This window comes from Mesorhizobium sp. M0051, assembly GCF_040323235.1.
Taxonomy (GTDB): domain Bacteria; phylum Pseudomonadota; class Alphaproteobacteria; order Rhizobiales; family Rhizobiaceae; genus Mesorhizobium.
In genome coordinates, this window is the sequence record NZ_JAMYUT010000009.1 from 173055 (window position 1) to 192288 (window position 19234).

23 protein-coding genes are annotated in these 19234 nt (G+C 63.2%); 13 read left to right on the forward strand and 10 right to left on the reverse strand.

Translation table 11 applies throughout. The features are described from left to right. Window positions 1-145 precede the first annotated feature (145 nt). On the forward strand, window positions 146-853 hold the full coding sequence (locus NKJ90_RS12145) for a pyrimidine 5'-nucleotidase (protein WP_023761376.1): 708 nt from the start codon (window positions 146-148) through the stop codon (window positions 851-853). A 19-nt stretch (window positions 854-872) separates the two neighbouring features. On the opposite strand, the gene NKJ90_RS12150 is transcribed toward NKJ90_RS12145, so the two are convergent. Then, the gene (locus NKJ90_RS12150; RefSeq protein ID WP_023761377.1) at window positions 873-1712 is read right to left on the reverse strand and encodes an LOG family protein; all 840 of its coding nucleotides are present in this window, start codon (window positions 1710-1712) and stop codon (window positions 873-875) included. A gap of 228 nt (window positions 1713-1940) precedes the next feature. Between NKJ90_RS12150 and dapD the strand changes: the two genes are divergently transcribed. The 4 genes from dapD (at window position 1941) to NKJ90_RS12170 (ending at window position 4390) form a co-directional block, all read left to right on the forward strand. Beyond that, window positions 1941-2795 carry a 2,3,4,5-tetrahydropyridine-2,6-dicarboxylate N-succinyltransferase gene (gene dapD, locus NKJ90_RS12155; protein WP_023761378.1) on the forward strand — a complete coding sequence of 285 codons (855 nt, stop codon included), beginning with the start codon at window positions 1941-1943 and terminating at the stop codon, window positions 2793-2795. Window positions 2796-2867: 72 nt separating this feature from the next. Next, a complete protein-coding gene (locus NKJ90_RS12160) occupies window positions 2868-3230 on the forward strand; it encodes a DUF805 domain-containing protein (protein ID WP_023761379.1) in 363 nt (120 codons plus the stop codon). Further along, window positions 3223-3600: a DUF805 domain-containing protein gene (locus NKJ90_RS12165; protein ID WP_023761380.1), complete on the forward strand. Its 378-nt coding sequence runs from the start codon at window positions 3223-3225 to the stop codon at window positions 3598-3600. The genes NKJ90_RS12160 and NKJ90_RS12165 overlap by 8 nt, the downstream gene beginning before the upstream one ends. Window positions 3601-3613: 13 nt before the next feature. Next, window positions 3614-4390, forward strand: coding sequence for a hypothetical protein (locus NKJ90_RS12170; protein WP_023761381.1), 777 nt, complete (start codon window positions 3614-3616; stop codon window positions 4388-4390). Here NKJ90_RS12170 and NKJ90_RS12175 read toward each other — a convergent pair. Further along, window positions 4290-5378: a 2-dehydropantoate 2-reductase gene (locus NKJ90_RS12175; RefSeq protein ID WP_348626175.1), complete on the reverse strand. Its 1089-nt coding sequence runs from the start codon at window positions 5376-5378 to the stop codon at window positions 4290-4292. The two genes, NKJ90_RS12170 and NKJ90_RS12175, sit on opposite strands and share 101 nt — an antisense overlap. A gap of 59 nt (window positions 5379-5437) precedes the next feature. Here NKJ90_RS12175 and dapE point away from each other — a divergent pair, with 59 nt between their 5' ends. Continuing rightward, window positions 5438-6631, forward strand: a complete 1194-nt coding sequence (dapE, locus tag NKJ90_RS12180) for a succinyl-diaminopimelate desuccinylase (RefSeq protein WP_023761383.1) — start codon at window positions 5438-5440, stop codon at window positions 6629-6631. A 3-nt stretch (window positions 6632-6634) separates the two neighbouring features. Further along, window positions 6635-7267 (forward strand): transporter, encoded by a 633-nt coding sequence (locus tag NKJ90_RS12185; protein ID WP_352486124.1) that lies wholly within the window; start codon window positions 6635-6637, stop codon window positions 7265-7267. A gap of 56 nt (window positions 7268-7323) precedes the next feature. Here the strand turns inward: NKJ90_RS12185 and truA are convergent, their stop codons facing one another. The 4 genes from truA to def all read right to left on the reverse strand — a co-directional run bounded on the left by truA (window position 7324) and on the right by def (window position 10214). Then, entirely contained in the window at window positions 7324-8088 is a 765-nt protein-coding gene (gene truA / locus NKJ90_RS12190; RefSeq protein WP_023761384.1) for a tRNA pseudouridine(38-40) synthase TruA, read from the reverse strand. A gap of 130 nt (window positions 8089-8218) precedes the next feature. Further along, a complete protein-coding gene (locus NKJ90_RS12195; protein WP_023761385.1) occupies window positions 8219-8728 on the reverse strand; it encodes a GNAT family N-acetyltransferase in 510 nt (169 codons plus the stop codon). Beyond that, window positions 8725-9678, reverse strand: a complete 954-nt coding sequence (gene fmt, locus NKJ90_RS12200) for a methionyl-tRNA formyltransferase (protein ID WP_023761386.1) — start codon at window positions 9676-9678, stop codon at window positions 8725-8727. Before fmt ends, NKJ90_RS12195 begins: the two co-directional genes overlap by 4 nt. 5 nt (window positions 9679-9683) lie before the next feature. Next, window positions 9684-10214 carry a peptide deformylase gene (def, locus tag NKJ90_RS12205; protein WP_023761387.1) on the reverse strand — a complete coding sequence of 177 codons (531 nt, stop codon included), beginning with the start codon at window positions 10212-10214 and terminating at the stop codon, window positions 9684-9686. A gap of 103 nt (window positions 10215-10317) precedes the next feature. On the opposite strand from def, the gene NKJ90_RS12210 reads away from it, so the two are divergent. Next, the gene (locus tag NKJ90_RS12210) at window positions 10318-11589 is read left to right on the forward strand and encodes a DNA recombination protein RmuC (RefSeq protein ID WP_023761388.1); all 1272 of its coding nucleotides are present in this window, start codon (window positions 10318-10320) and stop codon (window positions 11587-11589) included. A gap of 6 nt (window positions 11590-11595) precedes the next feature. Here NKJ90_RS12210 and NKJ90_RS12215 read toward each other — a convergent pair whose 3' ends face one another. The 3 genes from NKJ90_RS12215 to NKJ90_RS12225 form a co-directional block, all read right to left on the reverse strand. After that, window positions 11596-12000 carry a GFA family protein gene (locus tag NKJ90_RS12215; protein WP_023761389.1) on the reverse strand — a complete coding sequence of 135 codons (405 nt, stop codon included), beginning with the start codon at window positions 11998-12000 and terminating at the stop codon, window positions 11596-11598. A 62-nt stretch (window positions 12001-12062) separates the two neighbouring features. After that, a complete protein-coding gene (locus tag NKJ90_RS12220; protein ID WP_352486125.1) occupies window positions 12063-13028 on the reverse strand; it encodes a cation diffusion facilitator family transporter in 966 nt (321 codons plus the stop codon). Window positions 13029-13171: 143 nt separating this feature from the next. Then, window positions 13172-13981 (reverse strand): transglutaminase-like domain-containing protein, encoded by an 810-nt coding sequence (locus NKJ90_RS12225; RefSeq protein WP_023761390.1) that lies wholly within the window; start codon window positions 13979-13981, stop codon window positions 13172-13174. 211 nt (window positions 13982-14192) lie between these two features. Between NKJ90_RS12225 and NKJ90_RS12230 the strand changes: the two genes are divergently transcribed. Both NKJ90_RS12230 and sugE read left to right on the forward strand, forming a co-directional pair. Next, complete coding sequence (locus tag NKJ90_RS12230) at window positions 14193-14318, forward strand: hypothetical protein (protein ID WP_013528464.1); 126 nt, start codon at window positions 14193-14195, stop codon at window positions 14316-14318. 211 nt (window positions 14319-14529) lie between these two features. Then, window positions 14530-14844: a quaternary ammonium compound efflux SMR transporter SugE gene (gene sugE, locus NKJ90_RS12235; protein ID WP_023761391.1), complete on the forward strand. Its 315-nt coding sequence runs from the start codon at window positions 14530-14532 to the stop codon at window positions 14842-14844. An 81-nt stretch (window positions 14845-14925) separates the two neighbouring features. On the opposite strand, the gene NKJ90_RS12240 is transcribed toward sugE, so the two are convergent. Beyond that, window positions 14926-15354 (reverse strand): DUF6481 family protein, encoded by a 429-nt coding sequence (locus NKJ90_RS12240; protein WP_023761392.1) that lies wholly within the window; start codon window positions 15352-15354, stop codon window positions 14926-14928. Window positions 15355-15667: 313 nt separating this feature from the next. Between NKJ90_RS12240 and NKJ90_RS12245 the strand changes: the two genes are divergently transcribed. The 3 genes from NKJ90_RS12245 (at window position 15668) to NKJ90_RS12255 (ending at window position 19224) form a co-directional block, all read left to right on the forward strand. Continuing rightward, the gene (locus NKJ90_RS12245; RefSeq protein WP_023761393.1) at window positions 15668-16732 is read left to right on the forward strand and encodes an LLM class flavin-dependent oxidoreductase; all 1065 of its coding nucleotides are present in this window, start codon (window positions 15668-15670) and stop codon (window positions 16730-16732) included. Between the two features lie 253 nt (window positions 16733-16985). Further along, entirely contained in the window at window positions 16986-18155 is a 1170-nt protein-coding gene (locus tag NKJ90_RS12250; protein WP_023761394.1) for an AI-2E family transporter, read from the forward strand. Between the two features lie 67 nt (window positions 18156-18222). Then, window positions 18223-19224, forward strand: a complete 1002-nt coding sequence (locus NKJ90_RS12255) for an LLM class flavin-dependent oxidoreductase (RefSeq protein ID WP_023761395.1) — start codon at window positions 18223-18225, stop codon at window positions 19222-19224. Window positions 19225-19234 lie beyond the last annotated feature (10 nt).

The following is a 19234-nucleotide window of genomic DNA, read 5'->3' on the forward strand; positions in this document are numbered from 1 at the left end:
AAGACTGTCTCTGTGCCAGCAAGCCCTGAAGGGCACCTTTCCCGGATGACTAAAATTTGAACGGTGAGGTCATTTCTGCAATCATAGCGAGTAGAAGGTGGATAAAGTCTCTTTCAGGCCGCCCGTTTCATGCCATAAGGAGCAGATGACCACGCTCCCTGACCCCGCCCGCTTCGCCCATGTCACCGATTGGGTGTTCGACCTCGACAACACGCTCTATCCGCATCATTCGAATCTGTTCTCTCAGATCGACGTCAAGATGACCGCCTATGTCGGCGAACTCCTGGCGCTGCCGCGCGACGACGCGCGCAAATTGCAGAAGGAGCTCTACCGCGAATATGGCACGACGCTGAACGGGCTGATGACGCGCCACGGCATCGACCCCGACGATTTCCTCGAGAAGGTCCATGACATCGATTACTCATGGCTAGTGCCCGATCCCGTCCTCGGCACGGCCATCCGCCAGCTTCCGGGCCGCAAGTTCATCTTCACCAATGGCGACCGCAGGCATGCCGAACGCACCGCGCGCCAGCTCGGCATTCTCGAACATTTCGACGCTATCTTCGATATCGTCGCCGCAGGGCTCAATCCCAAGCCGGCGCGCCAGACCTATGAGAAGTTCGCCGAACTCCACTCCGTTATTGGCCACAATGCAGTGATGTTCGAAGACCTTGCCCGCAACCTTTCGGTGCCGAAGTCGCTGGGCATGACCACGGTGCTTGTCGTGCCGCGCAATTTCGAACCGACCTTTTCCGAGATCTGGGAGCGCGATCCAGCCAACGAGGATGACGTCGATTTCGTCACCGACGACCTTGCCAGCTTCCTGACGGCGGTAGTCGAGGTAACGGCCTGAAGCGTCCTGCCCGCCAGGTTCACAGACTGTAGAAGCGGCTGATGATCCCCCAGGCCTCGTCGGCGGTGTCGACGAAATCGATGATATCCTGGTCGCCGGGGCTGATCGTGCCCTGCTCGGCGAGGAAATCGAGATCGATCGCCCGTTTCCAGAAGGATTTGCCGAACAGGATCACCGGCACGCGCTCCATGCGCCCGGTCTGGATCAGGGTCAGCGTTTCGAAGAACTCGTCCATTGTTCCGAAGCCGCCGGGAAACACCGCGACGGCCTTGGCGCGCATGACGAAATGCATCTTGCGGATGGCGAAATAGTGGAAGTTGAAGCAGAGCTCCGGTGTCACATAGCTGTTCGGCGCCTGCTCGTGCGGCAGGACGATGTTGAGGCCGATCGACGGCGCGCCGACATCGTCGGCGCCGCGGTTTCCCGCTTCCATCACGCCGGGTCCGCCACCGGTCACCACGACATATTCGCGGTAGTATGACGTGGCCGACTGCTGCGAGCAGAGGCGGGCGAATTTGCGCGCCTCCTCGTAGTATTTGCTGTTTTTCTCGAGGTTCTTCTTCTGCGTCTCGTTCTTGGCCGCCCAGGCCTCGCCGCCGGGCTCGGGCAGGCGTGCGCCACCAAACAGGATGACCGTCGAACGGATGCCGCGTTCGGCCAGGATCATTTCAGGCTTCAAGAGTTCGAGCTGCAGCCTGACCGCGCGCAATTCGCGACGCGTCATGAAGTCGGGATCGTTCCAGGCCAGCCGATAGGTCTCGGCACGCGTCTGCGGCGTGTCCGGCACACTCTTCGACCGCTCCAGATCCTCGTCCGAATGCGGCAGCGGCGTCCACCCCGCCTTTTCCATAGGAGTCATAATTGCGCTACCCGTCCAAATTCTTCAGTTGCGCCGTCCCATGGCGCGGCCGCGATTGACCCTCACTGAGCCTTAACATAAGCAGGTTCCGCAAAAGTGTCCGACGGTTTTGCGACAAGAACCTGCTACATGCAAAGACCCAGGAAGGCAAAGCCTGCCAGCGGTCCGCGCGACTTTCAAAACAGGTTAAGGCGCAGCCCCTTAACAGCTTGGTAATGGAGCGAATTCATGTCGAAGCCAGATCTGGCGAGCCTCGAAAAGACCATTGAGAAGGCCTTCGAGGAACGCGACACGATTTCGACGATGACACGCGGCGAGACGCGCGACGCCATCCAGTCGGCACTCGACCTGCTCGACCGCGGCACCGCCCGTGTCGCCGAGCGGCAGGCGGACGGCAAATGGCATGTCAACCAGTGGCTGAAGAAAGCCGTGCTGTTGTCGTTCCGGCTCAATCCGATGGAGATCATCAAGGGCGGCCCGGGCCAGGCGGTGTGGTGGGACAAGGTGCCGTCGAAGTTCGATGGCTGGAGCGCCGTCGATTTCGAGAAGGCGGGATTCCGCGCCGTGCCGTCATCGATCGTGCGCCGTTCGGCGTATGTCGCGCCGGGCGCCGTGCTGATGCCGTCCTTCGTCAATGTCGGCGCCTATGTCGATACCGGCACCATGGTCGACACCTGGGCCTCGGTCGGCTCCTGTGCCCAGATAGGCAAGAACGTGCACCTGTCGGGCGGTGTCGGCATTGGCGGCGTGCTGGAGCCGATGCAGGCCGGCCCGACCATCATCGAGGACAATTGCTTCATCGGCGCGCGCTCGGAAGTGGTCGAGGGCTGCATCGTGCGCGAAGGCTCGGTGCTCGGCATGGGCGTCTTCATCGGCCAGTCGACGAAGATCGTCGACCGCGCCACCGGCGACATTTTCTATGGCGAGGTGCCCTCGAATTCCGTCGTCGTCGCCGGCTCGCTGCCTGGCAAGCCGTTGCCGAACGGCGAGCCGGGCCCAAGCCTCTACTGCGCCGTCATCGTCAAGCGCGTCGATGCCAAGACCCGGTCCAAGACCTCGATCAACGAATTGCTGCGCGATTGATCTTTGCGCAAAGCGGGCGCACCTTCCGCCGGCGCGACGATCGGTCGCGCTGGTTCAACATGGAGGGATGACATGGACTGGAAGTATCTTCTCACAAGTTTCGATGGCCGCATCAACCGTGGCAAGTTCTGGGCCGGCATCGGCGTATTCATCGTTATCGGCATCGTTGCTTTCATCCTCGACGCGATTCTGGGCACGCGATTCACCACGGCCAGCGGCGCCCAGGTCGGCATCATCGGCATCCTGTTCGCGCTGGCGTCGATCTATTTCGCCATTGCCCTCTATGCCAAACGCTGGCACGACCGCAACAAGTCGGGCTGGTGGACGCTGATCGGCCTCGTACCCATCATCGGCGGCATCTGGCTGCTGGTCGAGCTCGGCATCCTCGAAGGCTCCAGGGGTGCCAATCAATATGGACCGGACCCGCTTGCCTGACAAATCAGATCTCACCTGGCTTTTCTTCAAAACATCGGGCCGCGTCAGTCGCGCGGCCTATTTCCTTGGTGGATTGCTCGTCGCCATCATCCAGGCCTTCCCTCTCTATCGCTTCACGCTGGTGCCCGAGGGCTCGCCCGAGAGCAACATGTGGTCGTTCATCTTCTTTATCGCTTTCATCGCCTCGCTGTGGTCGAACATCGTGCTGACGGTGAAGCGGCTGCACGACTTGGACAAGCCGGGCATTGCCGCACTGATCCTGTTCGTCCCGGTGGTCTCGATTGTCGCCTTCCTTGTGTTGTGCCTGTTTCCAGGGCAGCCTGGGCCCAATCGCTATGGCCGGCGCACCAACGAGCCGGCACAATCCTGAGGGTCGATCGGACATGCGCTACCGCACGCTTGATCCGAAACTGATCGTCGACACCGCCGAGCGGCTCGAAGAGCGGATCGCCGACCGTTTTCCCGAAGCGGGATTGCGTGGCGTCGCCGCCGAACTGGTCTCGCTGTCGCGCGATTTGGCCAAGGCCGCCAAGGCGCTCGAGGCGCCGATCTGGTGGCTGCGCGGGCTCATCATTGCCGCCGTCGTCGCCGGCGCGCTGGTGTTCCTGTTCGTCGGCACCATCCTGCCGCTCATTCATATCTCACAGGCCGACGATGCGGTTCAGTCGGTGCAAGGTATCGAAGCCACGATCAACATGATGATCCTTGCCGTGCTTGGCTTCCTGGCGTTGACCCGAACCGAGGAGCGTATCAAGCGCAAACAGGTGTTCCGTCAATTGCACGGCCTGCGCTCGCTGATCCATGTCATCGACATGCATCAGCTGACCAAGGATCCGGCAGCTCTTTCGGCCGATTTCAGGCCGACCACGCATTCGCCTGCCCGCATCACCAATGCCGCCGACCTGGCGCGCTATCTCGACTATTGCTCCGAAATGCTGTCGATCACCGGCAAGATCGCAGCGCTGTTCGCGCAGTCGGTCAATGACGATGTCGTCATCGATGGCGTCAACGACATCGAGAACCTGGCGTCCAACCTGTCGCGGAAAATCTGGCAGAAGATCACGTTGATCGACGGCCGGCCGGCGCCGCAGCGATCTGCCCCGGCGACAGGCCCGGCGAGCCAACCCGCTCCGCTTCCGCCGCGCGCACCAGCGCAGTGATCCGCTGGACCATCGGCGCCGGCGTGCCGGCCTTATCCGCCAGCCGCAGGATGGCGCCCTGCAAGTCGTCGATTTCCGTCGGTCGGCCGCGCTGCAAATCGTCCCACATCGACGAGCGCGCTTGCGGGTCGATCGCCAGCATGCGCCGGGCCAGCAGTTTGAACAGGCAGTCGGGCATCCTGAGCACCTTCGACAGCAGGGATGGCCGCAGGCCGGCAATCCGCGCCGGCTCAATGCCGGACGCTTTCATCGCCGTGAGCGCCTCGTCGATCTGACCGGCCAGAATCAGCCGCCAGCGCCGATCGGCCAATTCGGTTGCCAGGGGCAGGTCCGACAGCGCCACCAGCGCGTTGTTCAAATTCATCAGCAGCTTGCCCCACAGCACGGCCTTCATGTCGCCACGGGCCTCGACCGCAAAACCTTCGACACCAAGCAGATGGATCAGGCCGGAATTGCCGTCTTCGACCATCACCTTGCTGTCGCTGGCGCGGTGAACGCGCAGCGGCAGTTCGCCATCCGGGGACTGCACGACATTGAACGGCACCATGCCGGCCAGCACTGTTTGCCCGGTAAGCCCGGCGCGCAGCCTTTCTGCATTTTCGATGCCATTCTGCAGGCTCACCACAACCGCATCCGGGCGGGCATGGACCTTGATGAGGCCTGCCATATCCTGCGTCGCGCCGCTCTTGACCGTGACCAGGATCACATCCGCCTCCGGCAGGGCGGCGGCCGGATCGGTGGTGACTGCAAGCGCCTCCGGCTTGATCGAGCGATCGCAGCCTTCAAGATCGGTAACCCGCAATCCGCCCTGCCGCAACGCCGCATCGATACGCGGCCGGGCCAGCAGAATCACCCGGCGCCCGGCGAGCGCCAGGCAGCCGCCGGCATAGCAATGACGATTCTTCTTTCCCGGTCTGCCATCCTGTCGCCCGCGCGGGTCGCAGCTATACGACATGAAAACCATAATATCGGCGGTATCGCCAGCCATGAGGCTGGCCCCCATGTCTGGCCGTGACAGGCCTTCCGCTTTCGACTATCGCTTTTGCCATGACGCTGCCGACCGATCCCGCCGAAAACCTCGCTGCCCTTATCCGCTGTGCATCCGTGACGCCCGCTGAGGGCGGCGCGTTGGGCGCGCTGGAGACGATGCTGAAGCCGCTCGACTTCCTGGTCGATCGGCCGGTGTTTTCCGAAAACGGCACGCCCGATATCGAGAACCTCTATGCGCGACGGTCCGGCAACGGCCCGCACCTGATGTTTGCGGGCCATACCGACGTGGTGCCGGTCGGTGACGAAGCCGCCTGGACGCATCCGCCCTTCGCTGCCGAGATTGCCAATGGCGAGATGTATGGCCGCGGCGCGGTCGACATGAAGGGCGGCATCGCCTGTTTCATCGCCGCCGTGGCACGCCATGTCGAGACCAAGGGCGGCCCGAAAGGGTCGGTCTCGCTGCTGATCACAGGCGACGAGGAAGGGCCGGCCATCAACGGCACGGTCAAGCTGCTCGAATGGGCGGCTGCCAGGGGTGAGAAATGGGATGCCTCCCTTGTCGGCGAGCCGACCAACCCCGATACGCTCGGCGACATGATCAAGATCGGCCGGCGCGGCTCGATGTCCGGAGCCATAACGGTCAATGGCCGTCAGGGCCATGTCGCCTATCCTCAGCTTGCCGATAATCCGGTGCGTGGGCTGATGAGCCTGGTCGACGCCTTGATGCACCCGGACTTCGACAAGGGCACCAGGGATTTCCAGCCGACCAATCTGGAGATCACCTCCATCGATGTCGGCAATCCGGCCACCAATGTCATCGCGGCCAAGGCGACCGCGACCTTCAACATCCGCTTCAACGACAGCTGGACGGCCGAGACCCTGCAGGCCGAGATCCACAACCGGCTCGACCAGGCGGCAAGACGCAAGAAGTACCGGCAGGCCAAGAAGACGCCGGTCGACTATGAGCTCGTCTGGCGCGACCGGCCGAGCCATGTCTTCCTGACCCGCGATGACAGACTGGTCGAGACGCTTCGCGGCTCGATCAAGTCGACGGTCGGCAAGGAGCCGACGCTGTCGACTTCCGGCGGCACGTCCGACGCGCGTTTCATCAAGGACTATTGCCCGGTGGTCGAGTTCGGGCTTGTCGGCAAGACCATGCATATGGTCGACGAGCGTGTCGCCATTGCCGATCTCGAAACGCTGACGCAAATCTATCAACGCTTCATCGAAGACTGGTTCGGGCAGGGCTAGGGCATGCTTTCGGCTGATGAAACCCAAGCTTCGCTGACGGGCGCCTGGCGGCTCATGCTCGGCAAGGCTGACGGCTTGCGCCTGCTCGACCTGTCGGCCGACGGCTTCTGGAATTCCTTTTTCGCCATTGTCGTTGCAGCACCGGCCCTGATAGTCGGCTGGGTCGGCATCGCCAACGAGATCGGCGATCCAGACGCTTTCGCGGGGCGCTTCAGCATGCTGGTGCGTCTGGCGACCGTCGACATCGGCTCCTGGGTGCTGCCGCTGGTCGTTCTGGCCCTGGTCGCGCCGCGCGCCGGCATTGGCGGCCGCTTCGTCCACTATGTCGTCGCCAGCAACTGGGCCTCGGCCATTACTGCCTGGCTGATGCTGCCCTCGGCGCTGATCCGGCTTTTTCTATCGTCAGCGAGCCAGGTTTCAAGCCTTGTGTCGCTGTTGTTGTTTGCCCTGTCGATGGTGCTGACCTGGCGAATGACCAACGCCACAATTGGCAAGGGGCCCGCCATTGGCACCGCCGTTTTCGTCGGTATGTTCCTCGCGTCGCTGTTGGTGCTGTTCGGCCTGCAGACGCTACTCGGCATCGCCGTGCCGGATGATGTCGGGTCCCAGAGCCTTTCCGGGTTCGTCCCCGGGTAGAGCCTTCCGGACTCTACCCCAGACAGAGCCCTTCGGGCCTCTATCCCGGAGAGCCCCTATCCTGCATAGTCGATCTCAGGATAATCGACACCCACCAGAAACAGCCCGTCGGGCGGCGCCACCTGGCCGCAGGCGGCGCGGTCGTGCGCCTCGAGCGCTGTTTTCAGGTCGGCCGCGGTCCAGCTGCCTTCGCCGACTCGCTTGAGGGAACCGACCATCGAACGCACCTGATTGTGCAGGAAGGAGCGCGCCGAAGCCCTTACCTCGATCACGTCATCTTGCCTGCTCACGTCGAGCCGCTCCAGCGTCCTGATCGGGCTGTTGGCCTGGCACTGGGTCGAGCGGAAGGTGGTGAAGTCATGCCGTCCGACCAGGACCTTTGCCGCTTCGTGCATGGCGCCCGCGTCAAGCCGTTTCGGCACCCACCACACTTTGCCCTTGTCGAGTGCGGCCGGCGCGCGGCGGTTGAGGATACGGTAGAGGTAGTGGCGGCCGGTGGCCGAGAATCGCGCGTCGAAGCTGTCGGAGACGACCGTTGCCTTGAGCACGGCGACGCGCGCGCCGGCCGCCTGCAGATGGGCGTTGACGGCATCGCGCACCTTGTCGTTGGGCCACGCCTTGACGAGGTCGACATGCGCAACCTGGGCGGTGGCATGCACGCCGGCATCGGTGCGGCCGGCGGCGCGCAGCCGGGCCGCTTCGCCGCAGAATTTTTCGATCGCCTGCTCGATCGCCTGCTGCACCGAAGGCTGGTCCGCCTGGTGCTGCCAGCCGGCAAACAGGCTGCCGTCATATTCGATGTCGAGGCGAAAACGCGGCATGCTAGGGCAAGACGCCGAAAAGTGTGAAGCGGTTTTCGGACGACATCATGCTCGATCTCTTGGATTAGAGACGGATTCAGATTTCAGGTGGATTCGACCTGAAATCATCCGGCTCTAGGGCTGTTGCCGCCTACGCGGCGAGTGCCGAGCCGAAGGCCGACGCGTAGACCAGTTTGCCGGCTTCCGGAGCATCGCCCCAGGCCAATGCCTGCAGAGCCTCGCTTTGATACTCGCTCTCGAACTTTTCGGCGCGGGCGTGACTGTAGCCGAAACGGCTGTAATAGGCCGGATCGCCCAACACCACGGCCAGTGTCTCGCCGGTGTCCTTGAGGCGGATATGCGCCTCGCGGATCAGCGCGCCGCCGATACCGCTGCCATGGAACGAAGGCTCCACCGCCAACGGCGCCAGCGCCACGGCCGCGAAGTTCTTGCCGCCGCTTTCGACGAACAGCCGGGAAAACAGGATGTGGCCGACCACCTGGCCGTCTTCTTCCGCCACCAGTTCGGCGACGACGTCGCCGCCGGTCACCAGCGCGTCGACCAGCCCGGCCTCCGCCTGCTGGCCAAAAGCGTGCTCTTCGACGAGGCGAATGGCCTCGCGATCCCGCGGCGTCGCCGCGCGTATCGACATCATGCTCATGAGAATTTCATTCCTTTTTCGATCTTGGCCCCGCGCAGGAACTCCTGCGCGGCAGCAGGCCTTCCGCCCGCCCGTTGAACTTCGACCAGCCTGATCGCGCCTGCCCCGCAGGCGACAGTCAGCCGGTCATCGAGAATTCCTCCCGACTCGCCCAAATCTTCCGAAAGCGACAGGCCTTGCGATAGCGTCGAGCGAAGCAGTTTCAGCCGTTCCGGGCGGCCGCCAATTTCTATCTCCGACCAGGCGCCGGGAAAGGGCGACAAGCCACGAATATGATTGTGGACCTCGCTCGCCGGGCGAGTCCAGTCCACGCGCGTCTCGGATTTATCGACTTTCTTGGCGTAGGTCACCCCTTCCACCGCCTGGTCGGCAAATGTCAGCGTGTTCCTTTCCAGTCGGGCCAGCGCTTCCACCATCAGGGTTGCGCCGACGCTCATCAATCGATCGTGCAGATCGCCGGCTGTCATATCGGGCTCGATGGCGCATTTTTCAACCAATCCGACCGGACCGGTGTCCAGACCCTCTTCCATGCGCATCACCATCATGCCGGTTTCGCTGTCGCCGGACATGATGGCGCGCTGGATTGGTGCAGCCCCCCGCCAGCGCGGCAAAAGCGAGGCATGGCCGTTGATGCAGCCAAGCCGGGGCGCCTCCAGAACCGCCTTCGGCAGCAGCAGGCCGTAGGCGACCACCACGGCTACATCGGCCCGCAAGGCCCGGAAAGCGGCCTGCTCGGCCTCACCTTTGAGCGAAGTCGGTGTACGCGCCTCGATGCCCAGCCGCTCCGCTTCGCGCTGCACCGGCGACGGCGTCAGTTCCAGCCCGCGCCGTCCGGCGGCGCGCGGCGGCTGGGTGTAGACGGCTGCGACTTCATGTCCGGCCTCGGCGATGGCGCGCAACGTCGGCACCGAAAACTCCGGCGTGCCCATGAAGATGACGCGAAGGGGCATTTCCCCTATCCCACCAGCTTGCCCGGCGCCTTGTCTCTGGCGAGCTTCTTGAATTTCTTCACAACCATGTCGCGCTTCAGCTTCGAGATATGGTCGATAAACAAGACACCATTGAGGTGGTCGATCTCATGCTGCAGGCAGGTCGCCATCAGGCCCTCGGCCTCCATCTCCTGCAATTTGCCGTCACGGTCGAGATACTTGACCCGCACGGCGGCCGGGCGCTCGACCTCGGCATAATAGTCCGGGATCGACAGGCAGCCTTCCTCGTAGACGGACCGCGCATCGGCGCTCTCCAGGATTTCCGGGTTGATGAAGACGTGCGGCGCCGGCTCCTCGTCTTCCTTGGCGAGATCGATCACCAGCATGCGCAGCGGCTCGCCGATCTGGATTGCGGCCAGCCCGATGCCGGGCGCGTCATACATGGTCGCCAGCATGTCGTCGGCTAAATTGCGCAAAGGCGCGTCGACACGCTCCACCGGCTTGGAAACCTGGCGCAGGATGGGATCGGGAAGGATGATGAGCGGCTTGATCGGCATGGCGCTCCACCTAAGACCTCCAGCGAAAAGCGTCAACCGTTGCGCGCGAAGCTCGTTCACGTTTTGATCTGTGCGATCAGGGCGAATCGTTTATGCTGTCCACATGAATGATCTGAGCACCATCCTTTCGGAACCTGTCGCCCGGCTTGGCGCCACCACGATCACACTCGGCCATGCGCTGGCCTTCGGCGCCTTGCTGGTTCTCGGCCTGTTCGTGGCGCTCGTTGTCGCGCTGTGGCGGTCGGCCAAAGCGCGCGCAGTCGCTGCCGCCGAAGCCGCCGATCATGCCCGCGACGCCGAGGCGCGAATGGCCGGCATTCTGCAAAGCCAGGCCGAGATGCAGGGCCGCATGGGCGCCATCGCCGAAGTGTTCGGGGCGCGGCAAGCGGAATTGACGCAGTCGATCGGCCAGCGTCTCGATGCCATGACCGGCAGGCTCGGCCAGACCATGACCGAGCAGACGAAATCGACGCATGAAAGCCTGGCCAAATTGCAGGAGCGGCTGGCGATCATCGATGTCGCGCAAGGCAACATCCAGTCGCTCGCCGGCCAGGTCGTGCAGTTGCAGGCGATACTCTCCAACAAGCAGACGCGCGGCGCCTTCGGTCAGTCGCGCATGGAGGCGATCGTCGCCGACGGCCTGCCGCACGGCGCCTACGAATTCCAGGCGACGCTGTCGAACGGCAGCCGGCCCGACTGCCTGGTGAAGATGCCGAACGGCGCGCCGTCGCTTGCCATCGACGCCAAGTTTCCGCTGGAAGCCTGGAACGCCATCCGCGCCGCCGATGGCGCCGACCTGCAGAAGGTCGCCTCGCAGGCATTCCGCCGCGACATCGAGATCCATGTCCGCGATATCTCGGAAAAATACCTGATCCAGGGCGAGACCCAGGACACCGCCTTCATGTTCGTGCCTTCGGAATCGGTGTTCGCCGAGATCCATGAGAATTTCGAGGCGATCGTCCACAAGGCGCATCGCGCCCGTGTCGTCATCGTCTCGCCGTCGCTGCTGATGCTGTCGATCCAGGTTATTCAGGCGATCCTCAAGGACGCCCGCATGCGCGAACAGGCGCACCTGATCCAGGGCGAGGTCATCCGGCTGATGGAGGATGTTGCGCGTGTCGATGAGCGGGTGCGCAAGCTGCAGGTCCATTTCGGCCAGTCCGCCAAGGACATCGACGACATCCTGGTTTCTACTTCGAAGGTCACCAAGCGCGGCCAGAAGATCGAGGCGCTGGAGTTCGGCGCGCAGGCCGACGGCGAAGCCGCGGCGGACGCCGCGTCGCGGCCTCCCGCTGCAAAGGCTGACACGGGCGCTCGCGTTGCCGATTCGAAGACCGGGCAGCTCAGGCTGAGGGTCGTCGAAGGCGACGATTGAACAGCGCTACTGCTCCTCGACGGTGGTCATGTCCTGAAATTCCGGCAGCCAGTGCAATGCCGAGCGGTGCCAGTATTGCATCCGGGGAACCAGTTCATCGCGCTGCCTCGCCGTGCCGACCCGGATGCCATAGACTTTCGGCCCGTCGCCAACCGATGTGGCGTATAGATGCGAGCCGCACTCGCCGCAAAAGGCCTGCGCGCGCTTGGCGCCGCTCGATCCTGTCTTGATGTAGATTTTCGGCGTACCCTTGGTGATGCGGTAGTTGCTTTCGAGCGCCGGAACCGTCACGCGAAAAGCCGTGCCGGTCAGTTGCTGGCAGTCCGTGCAGTGGCAGATGTTCGTCTTTTCAGGATCGACCTCCGCCTCGTAGGTGATGGCGCCACAATGGCAGCCGCCGTCGATTTTCATCTTCGTTCCTCCAAAGTGTTGTTAATCTTAGCGAGGCAAGACCGTGAGGCAATGGCGCAACGCTAATCCGGCGCCGGATTGGATGCGGTCTCGATCAGCTTGCGCCGCTTTTCCCAGGTGCCGGTGGTCTGCGGCTTGACGAACAGCCGTGTGATCTCCGGCATCTCCTTCTGTAGCCGCGCCTCCAGGCGCTCCACACAGGCTTCGATCTCCGGCGCCGTCAGGTGATCCTCGAACTCGATGCTCAGCCCGGCAACGATCTCTGCCGGCCCCATATGGACGGTCAGAACGCCGTTCGCCCGCTGCACCGCCGGATCTTGTTGGGCGATCGCCAGCACCTGTCTCTGCACCTCGGGCGAGGCCGGCTCCCCGATCAGTAGGCCCTTGCTTTCGCGGGCCAGGAAAATTGCCGTCGCGCCAAGGATCAGCCCAATGCCGATCGAGGCGGCGCCGTCGAGTTCCGGCATCCCCAGCAGTTCCGCCGCCAGGATGCCGGCGAAGGCGACGATCAGGCCGAGAAGGGCCGCACTGTCCTCGAACAGCACGGTGTAGACGCTCGGATCCTTGCTCGACTGCACGGCCCGCAGCCAGCCTTCCTTGCCCTTCTGATTGCGGAACTCCTTCAGCGCCACCAGCCAGGAGCTGCCTTCGAACAGGAAGGAAAGGCCCAGGACGAGATAGTTCACCTTGACGTTGGCGACCGGTTCCGGCGCCATGATGTGGATCACGCCCTCGTAGAACGATACCCCGGCGCCCACGGCAAAGACGAGAAGTGCGACGATGAAACTCCAGAAATACAGTTCGCGGCCGTGACCGAGCGGATGCGTGTGGTCAGCCGGACGGGCGGCGCGATGCATGCCGTAGAGCAGCAGGCTGCCATTGCCGGTATCGACCAGCGAGTGCACGCCTTCCGACAGCATCGCCGAACTGCCGGTGAAGAAGGCGGCGGCGAACTTGGTCAGCGCGATGGCGAGATTGCCGGCCAGCGCCGTGTAGATCACCCGTTTTGAGCCGCCATGCGCAGCCATGGTGTGTGGTCCCGTTAGATGCGCACCCAGCCTAAGGCCAGAGGCAGAAGCTCCACAGACATCACAATGCACGAACCGCAGGCTCGTTCAAAGCTGGCGTGCGTCAAAGACAGTGCTGGACAGATTGGCCGGCAGGAAGCGGGCTAGTCGACGATCTCGCTGGTCCACACCTTGAACCCGGCGAGCGTGCCCGGCCCGAAAATATGGGTCAGCGGCACATCGGCGGCGTCACGGCCGGAGGCGATCAGGATGCGGCCGATGCGCGGTGCGTTGTTGCGCGGATCGAAGGCATGCCAACGGCCGCCGAGATAGACTTCCATCCAGGCGCAGAAATCCATGCTCGCCCATGGCTTTGGCATGCCGATGTCGCTGATGTAGCCGGTGCAGTAGCGCGTCGGGATGTTGAGTGCCCGGCAGAATGTGACGGCGAGATGCGCATAGTCTCGGCAGACACCGCTCTGTTCGCGGTAGGCCTCCGCAGCGCTACGTGTCGGCCGAGCATTGCCGTAGTTGAAGACGAGATGATTGTGGACGAAGTCGCAGACCGCCTGGACGCGTGGAACGCCGAGCGGCGTTTGCCCAAACAGCCGCCACGCTTCATCAGCCAGAAGGTCGCTCTCGCAAAATCGGCTGGGCAGCAGGAACAGCAGCGTGTCCGCCGGCAGGTCGCGCACCTCGTGCTGCCAGGCCATCAGGTCGCCCTTCTCGAAGGTGCCGGGATCGCGGATCACCGCGTCTGTGCCGAAGGTGAAACGCCCAGGCGGCGCGACGAACCGGTTGCACCAGTTGCCGAAACTGTCGCGGTAGCTCTGGATAGGCACCGGCGGGTTGGAGACCAGGAAATCCGGCCGCTCGAGATCGGAGGCACGGGAATAGTGGACATTCAGCATCGCGATGAGCGGCGTTTCCTGCGGAAAGTCGAAGCTCATTTCGCAGCCGATGTGGATTCGCATTTTCGTCCTGACCGGCCTGCCTGACGATCACCCGGCGACGGCACGGTTGATGCTGCAGTGCGAAAATAACCATGGCACGGACGGCCAGGGTTTACGAGCAAATTAGAAACCGGTTGAAAGCGATCCGCTGACGGCGGCAGCAGTCGCTAACCCCTTGCAGTCGGGCGGTTCTCTTGTTTCACTTCGCTTCCCGCAATCGGAGGAACGAATCATGGCTAAAGGTGCGATGAAGGCAGGCAAGGAAGCCCGCAAGCCGAAGAAGGACGCCAAGAAACCCGCTCCCGCTCCGGCCCTGAAGGCGCCGCCTGTCAAGGCGATGAAGCTTAAGGACAAGTAGGTCCGGGCCATCCGCATTGGAATAGGATTACGATCGGCAACGCCGTTGCCGATCGTTGGTGATCGAGCGCCCGAAATTCCAATGTTGGCACGGCGGGGACGACCTCGCGCTTCCCCAAATCCGGACGGGACGACCCGTCATTGCTTGATTGATTGATCGTCGGGCACCCGAAGATCACTTTTCGGTCCGATGCTCTGATGGAGCGTTGTCGATGTCTTGGATTCTTCTCTTTGTTGCCGGCCTGTTCGAGATCGGCTGGGCAATCGGCCTCAAATACACTGATGGCTTTTCGAAGCTGGTGCCGACCATGCTGACCGTTGCCTCGATGATCGTCAGCCTCGCCTTGCTCGGCCTGGCGCTGAAGACGCTGCCGGTGGGTACCGCCTATGCGGTGTGGACCGGCATCGGCACCGTCGGTACGGCACTGCTCGGCGGCTGGCTGCTCGGCGAGCCGGCCACGGCGATCAGGCTGGCCTTCATCGCGCTCATCGTCTGCGGCATCATGGGACTGAAGTTCGCCGCCTGACCGCAACGGCGGACAAACGCGTTCAGGGTCGCTGCAAGGCGACCCTGATTCTTGAAGCTGATTGCTTCGGCAGTTTTGAGGCTAGCGGGCGGAGAAGCCCGGAGGCGTCCTGCCGGTACGCTGCTTGCGCGCCGCATAACGCGCGTCGCGCTTGGCCTTGCGTTCGGCTTCGTCGGCCAGAAAACGGGCGATGCGCTCGTTCTCTTCGGATTCCCGAATCTTGGCCTCGGCCTGTGCGGCTTCCTCGGCGGCGATACGTGCTGCCTCGGCTGCTGCCTCGCGCTCGGCCTTCTCAACCGCTTCGCGTGCCAGCTTTTCCTGCTTCAGCCGGGCCTTTTCAGCCTCGCGGATTTCGCGGGCCGCTAGGATCGCCTTGCGTTCGGCCTGCCGCGCCAGCACTGCGGGATCATCCGCAGCCGGCTTTGCCTTGAAGCGCTCGAGGAGCGCCTTCTTTGCCTCGTTTGCGGCGTTGCGCCGCTCGAAAACGTCTTTTTCCCTGTAGATAGCCAAGTCCACTTCCCTGGAGTCAATTCGCGACGCTTACATACGCGCGAAAACCGAGAGTTCAAGCGCCAAAACGGCATGGCAGCCATGAAATTATTGGCTGTTGCAGCCGGGAGACGTCTTTTCGGCCGAAACCGGCATGCACTGTTCACCGTCCGCCCCTCTGGCGGCGCGGCGGGTCGGTCGCTACGTCTAGAGCGATTCACCAGAAACGGTGAACCGCGCTTTATCTCTGTGTTGACGCAATTCCGGGCGGAAATCCGCCTCACACTTTTCCTGGGATTGCTACGCGACCAACCCAACAGCAGGATGACACTTAATGGAACTCGGTCTCTACACCTTCGCCGACGTCAGCCCGCAGCCGGGTCCGGGCGCCATCGGCCCGCATGAGCGGCTGCGCAACCTGATCGAGGAGGTCGAACTGGCCGATCAGGTCGGTCTCGACGTCTTTGGCCTCGGCGAGCACCACCGGCCCGATTATGCGGCCTCAGCGCCGGTCGTAGCCCTGGCCGCAGCCGCCGAGCGCTCGAAGCGTATCAAGCTGACCAGCGCGGTCACCGTCCTGTCTTCCGATGACCCGGTGCGCGTCTTCCAGCAGTTCGCCACGCTCGATCTTCTGTCGGGCGGCCGCGCCGAGATCATGGCCGGACGCGGCTCGTTCATCGAATCCTTCCCGCTGTTCGGCTACAACCTCGAGGACTATGACGAGCTGTTCGCCGAAAAGCTCGACCTGCTGCTCGCCATCCGCGATAGCGTGAAGGTCACCTGGTCCGGCAATCTGCGCGCGTCGATCAACGATCGCGGCGTTTATCCCCGGCCCTTCCAGGACAGGCTGCCGGTCTGGATCGCCATTGGTGGGACGCCACAGTCTGCCGCCCGCGCTGGCGCACTCGGCCTGCCGCTGGCGCTCGCCATCATTGGCGGCGAGCCGGCACGGTTCGCGCCGCTGTTCGATCTCTACCACGAGGCCGCCAGGCGCGCCGGCAGCGAATCGGCTGATCTCGCCACCAGCATCAACGTGCATGGCTTTATCGGCGAAACGACCGAGCAGGCGGCCGACGATTTCTATGGACCCCAGGCGGAAGTGATGAACCGCATCGGCCGCGAGCGCGGCTGGGGTCCGACATCGCGGGCGCATTTCGACCAGTCGCGCGGTCCCAACGGCGCACTGTTCGTCGGCAGCCCCGAGCAGGTGGCCGAGAAGATCGTCGCCCAGCACAAGATCTTCGGCAACGACCGTTTCCTGCTGCAGATGGCGATCGGCACCATGCCGCATGCCAAGATCATGAAGGCGATCGAACTCTACGGCACCAGGGTGGCGCCGATCGTGCGCAAGGAAACGGCGAAATCCGCGCCGGCGCTGGCGGTGCCCGTCGAAAAGTAGGTCGGCCCCGATCTCCCCTGACGAAACCAGGTGGAATGGCGGGCATGAAGCCGATCGCCACGGGGTACGTTCCAATATCCATGACCATGGCCGGAAACGGCTCGTGCTGTCGCGACATGCGCTTAAAGGCAATGGTCATACCAGCCATCTCGGTGGAGCCCGGTTCACCTAACCCTGGAACCTGACCCCGTCACTCTGCGTTTCATGCAGGCAATCGCCGATCGCCGAGGGGCGCCCGGCTCAAGGGGCGAGCATGAAGACCGAACCCACTGCCTTGGGCGCAGGCGTTGCCGATGAACTGGATTCGCGCGTCGCGGCTCGTGCCGACATGCATCTGACGCGCTCGCTGCTCGTCGGCATCTTCCTATTCATGGCCATCTATGCGCTCTACTTCGCCCGCGCGTTCTTCATGCCGGTCATCCTGGCTTTTCTGCTGACGCTGACGCTGACGCCGATCGTCCGGCTGCTGCGCAAGCGCGGCATCCCCGACGTGGTTTCGGCAACCGTGCTGGTGCTGCTGTCGCTTTTCGTTTTCGCCAGTGCCGGCTATCTGCTCAGCGGTCCAGTCATCGAACTCATCAACAACACCTCGTCGATCGGCCAGCGGCTCACCGAACGGCTGGCGCAATTGCGGCGTCCGCTCGAGAAGATCATGCAGATTTCGCATCAGATCGAACAGCTGACCGAGACCTCGCAGGAGCCGGGCGTCCAGAAGGTGGCGGTGGCGCAATCCGGCATTCTGTCTGCAGCGGCCAGCAACATCCTGTCGGCGGGAACAAGCCTCACCATAATCTTCGTACTGTCGCTGTTCCTGCTCGCCTCCGGCACGATGTTCTACGAGAAGATCATCCAGTCCTTCGCGCGTCTCAGCGAAAAGAAGCGGGCGCTGCGCGTCGTCTATGACGTGGAGCGGGAAATCTCGCACTATCTGCTCACTGTCACCATCATCAATGCCGGTCTCGGCGCCGTCATCGGCCTTGGCCTGTGGGCACTCGGCGTGCCCAACCCGCAAGTCTGGGGCATCACTGCCGCCATGCTCAACTTCCTGCCCTATGTCGGCGCGCTGTTGACCATCATGCTTGTCACGATCATGTCGCTGATCAGCTTCGACACCGTCTCCTACGCGCTACTGGCTCCGGCCTTCGTGTTGTTGTGCGATATCATCGAAGGCCAGTTCGTGACCCCGACGGTGGTCGGCCGCCGCCTCGAGATCAATGCCGTGGCGATCCTCATCGCCATCGCCTTCTGGTCGTGGCTGTGGGGCTTCGTCGGTGCCTTGATGGCGGTGCCGCTGCTGGTCGTCATCAAAGTGTTCTGCGATCATTTCGACGGCCTCAGCCATGTCGGCAATTTTCTCGCCGCACAACACACGGCTGTCATCGAGGACGAGGACGTCGCCGACACTGAAATTGCAAAAGGCTGATCAATATTTTTGAATTTGCAGGTCGCAGGGCGCTTCCTACATGCGGTCCTGACACAGGAAACCGTTCATGACCGACCTTTCCGTTCTCGACCTGTCGCCGATCGTCGAAGGCAGCGATGCCTCGCAATCGCTGGCCAATTCGCTTGATCTTGCCCGTCATGCCGAGCGGCTGGGCTACAAGCGCTTCTGGCTGGCCGAGCATCACAACATGCCAGGCATCGCCAGTGCGGCAACCGCGGTCGTCATTGCCCATGTTGCCGGCGGCACCAAGGCCATTCGTGTCGGCGCCGGCGGCATCATGCTGCCCAACCACGCGCCGCTGGTGATTGCCGAGCAGTTTGGCACGCTGGCCGCTTTGCATCCGGGCCGCATCGACCTCGGCCTCGGCCGGGCGCCCGGCACCGACATGGCCACGGCCCGCGCCTTGCGCCGCAATCTCGAGGCCGGGGTCGACAATTTCCCGCAGGATGTCATCGAGCTGATGCGCTATTTCCAGCCGGCCGAGGAAGGTCAGCGCATCCGCGCCGTGCCTGGCGAGGGCCAGAACGTGCCAGTCTGGATCCTCGGATCCAGCCTCTATGGTGCGCAGCTCGCTGCCATGCTCGGCCTGCCCTATGCCTTCGCCTCGCATTTCGCGCCGGCGGAACTCGATCACGCGCTGGACGTCTACCGCTCGCGCTTCCAGCCATCGGAGCAGCTCGACAAGCCGCATGTCATGCTTGGCCTCAACGTCTTTGCCGCGCCCACCGACGCCGAGGCATGGTTGCTGTTCACGTCATTGCAACAGGCCTTTGTCAACCTGCGCACCGGTCGGGCCGGCCGACTGCCGCCACCTGTCGAGAACTATGAGCGCGATCTCGAGCCGATGGCCAGGACCATGCTCGGCCAGGCTTTGTCCTGCGCCGTCGTCGGCTCCCCGGATACGGTCCGGCAAGGCATCGACGCCTTCGTGCGCCGCACCGGTGCCGACGAGCTGATGGTCACCGCGCAGATCTTCGATCATGCGTCGCGAGTGCGGTCGTTCGAGATCCTGGCCGAGGCGCATAAATCGCTATCGCAAGCTGCCTGACAGTCCGGCT

Bases quoted from the DNA above. Each gene is read 5' to 3' on its own strand.
- NKJ90_RS12145 (WP_023761376.1), top strand. From the start codon at position 146: ATGACCACGCTCCCTGACCCCGCCCGCTTCGCCCATGTCACCGATTGG.
- NKJ90_RS12150 (WP_023761377.1), bottom strand. From the start codon at position 1,712: ATGACTCCTATGGAAAAGGCGGGGTGGACGCCGCTGCCGCATTCGGAC.
- dapD (WP_023761378.1), top strand. From the start codon at position 1,941: ATGTCGAAGCCAGATCTGGCGAGCCTCGAAAAGACCATTGAGAAGGCC.
- NKJ90_RS12160 (WP_023761379.1), top strand. From the start codon at position 2,868: ATGGACTGGAAGTATCTTCTCACAAGTTTCGATGGCCGCATCAACCGT.
- NKJ90_RS12170 (WP_023761381.1), top strand. From the start codon at position 3,614: ATGCGCTACCGCACGCTTGATCCGAAACTGATCGTCGACACCGCCGAG.
- NKJ90_RS12175 (WP_348626175.1), bottom strand. From the start codon at position 5,378: ATGGCTGGCGATACCGCCGATATTATGGTTTTCATGTCGTATAGCTGC.
- dapE (WP_023761383.1), top strand. From the start codon at position 5,438: ATGACGCTGCCGACCGATCCCGCCGAAAACCTCGCTGCCCTTATCCGC.
- NKJ90_RS12185 (WP_352486124.1), top strand. From the start codon at position 6,635: ATGCTTTCGGCTGATGAAACCCAAGCTTCGCTGACGGGCGCCTGGCGG.
- truA (WP_023761384.1), bottom strand. From the start codon at position 8,088: ATGCCGCGTTTTCGCCTCGACATCGAATATGACGGCAGCCTGTTTGCC.
- NKJ90_RS12195 (WP_023761385.1), bottom strand. From the start codon at position 8,728: ATGAGCATGATGTCGATACGCGCGGCGACGCCGCGGGATCGCGAGGCC.
- fmt (WP_023761386.1), bottom strand. From the start codon at position 9,678: ATGCCCCTTCGCGTCATCTTCATGGGCACGCCGGAGTTTTCGGTGCCG.
- def (WP_023761387.1), bottom strand. From the start codon at position 10,214: ATGCCGATCAAGCCGCTCATCATCCTTCCCGATCCCATCCTGCGCCAG.
- NKJ90_RS12210 (WP_023761388.1), top strand. From the start codon at position 10,318: ATGAATGATCTGAGCACCATCCTTTCGGAACCTGTCGCCCGGCTTGGC.
- NKJ90_RS12215 (WP_023761389.1), bottom strand. From the start codon at position 12,000: ATGAAAATCGACGGCGGCTGCCATTGTGGCGCCATCACCTACGAGGCG.
- NKJ90_RS12220 (WP_352486125.1), bottom strand. From the start codon at position 13,028: ATGGCTGCGCATGGCGGCTCAAAACGGGTGATCTACACGGCGCTGGCC.
- NKJ90_RS12225 (WP_023761390.1), bottom strand. From the start codon at position 13,981: ATGCGAATCCACATCGGCTGCGAAATGAGCTTCGACTTTCCGCAGGAA.
- NKJ90_RS12230 (WP_013528464.1), top strand. From the start codon at position 14,193: ATGGCTAAAGGTGCGATGAAGGCAGGCAAGGAAGCCCGCAAGCCGAAG.
- sugE (WP_023761391.1), top strand. From the start codon at position 14,530: ATGTCTTGGATTCTTCTCTTTGTTGCCGGCCTGTTCGAGATCGGCTGG.
- NKJ90_RS12245 (WP_023761393.1), top strand. From the start codon at position 15,668: ATGGAACTCGGTCTCTACACCTTCGCCGACGTCAGCCCGCAGCCGGGT.
- NKJ90_RS12250 (WP_023761394.1), top strand. From the start codon at position 16,986: ATGAAGACCGAACCCACTGCCTTGGGCGCAGGCGTTGCCGATGAACTG.
- NKJ90_RS12255 (WP_023761395.1), top strand. From the start codon at position 18,223: ATGACCGACCTTTCCGTTCTCGACCTGTCGCCGATCGTCGAAGGCAGC.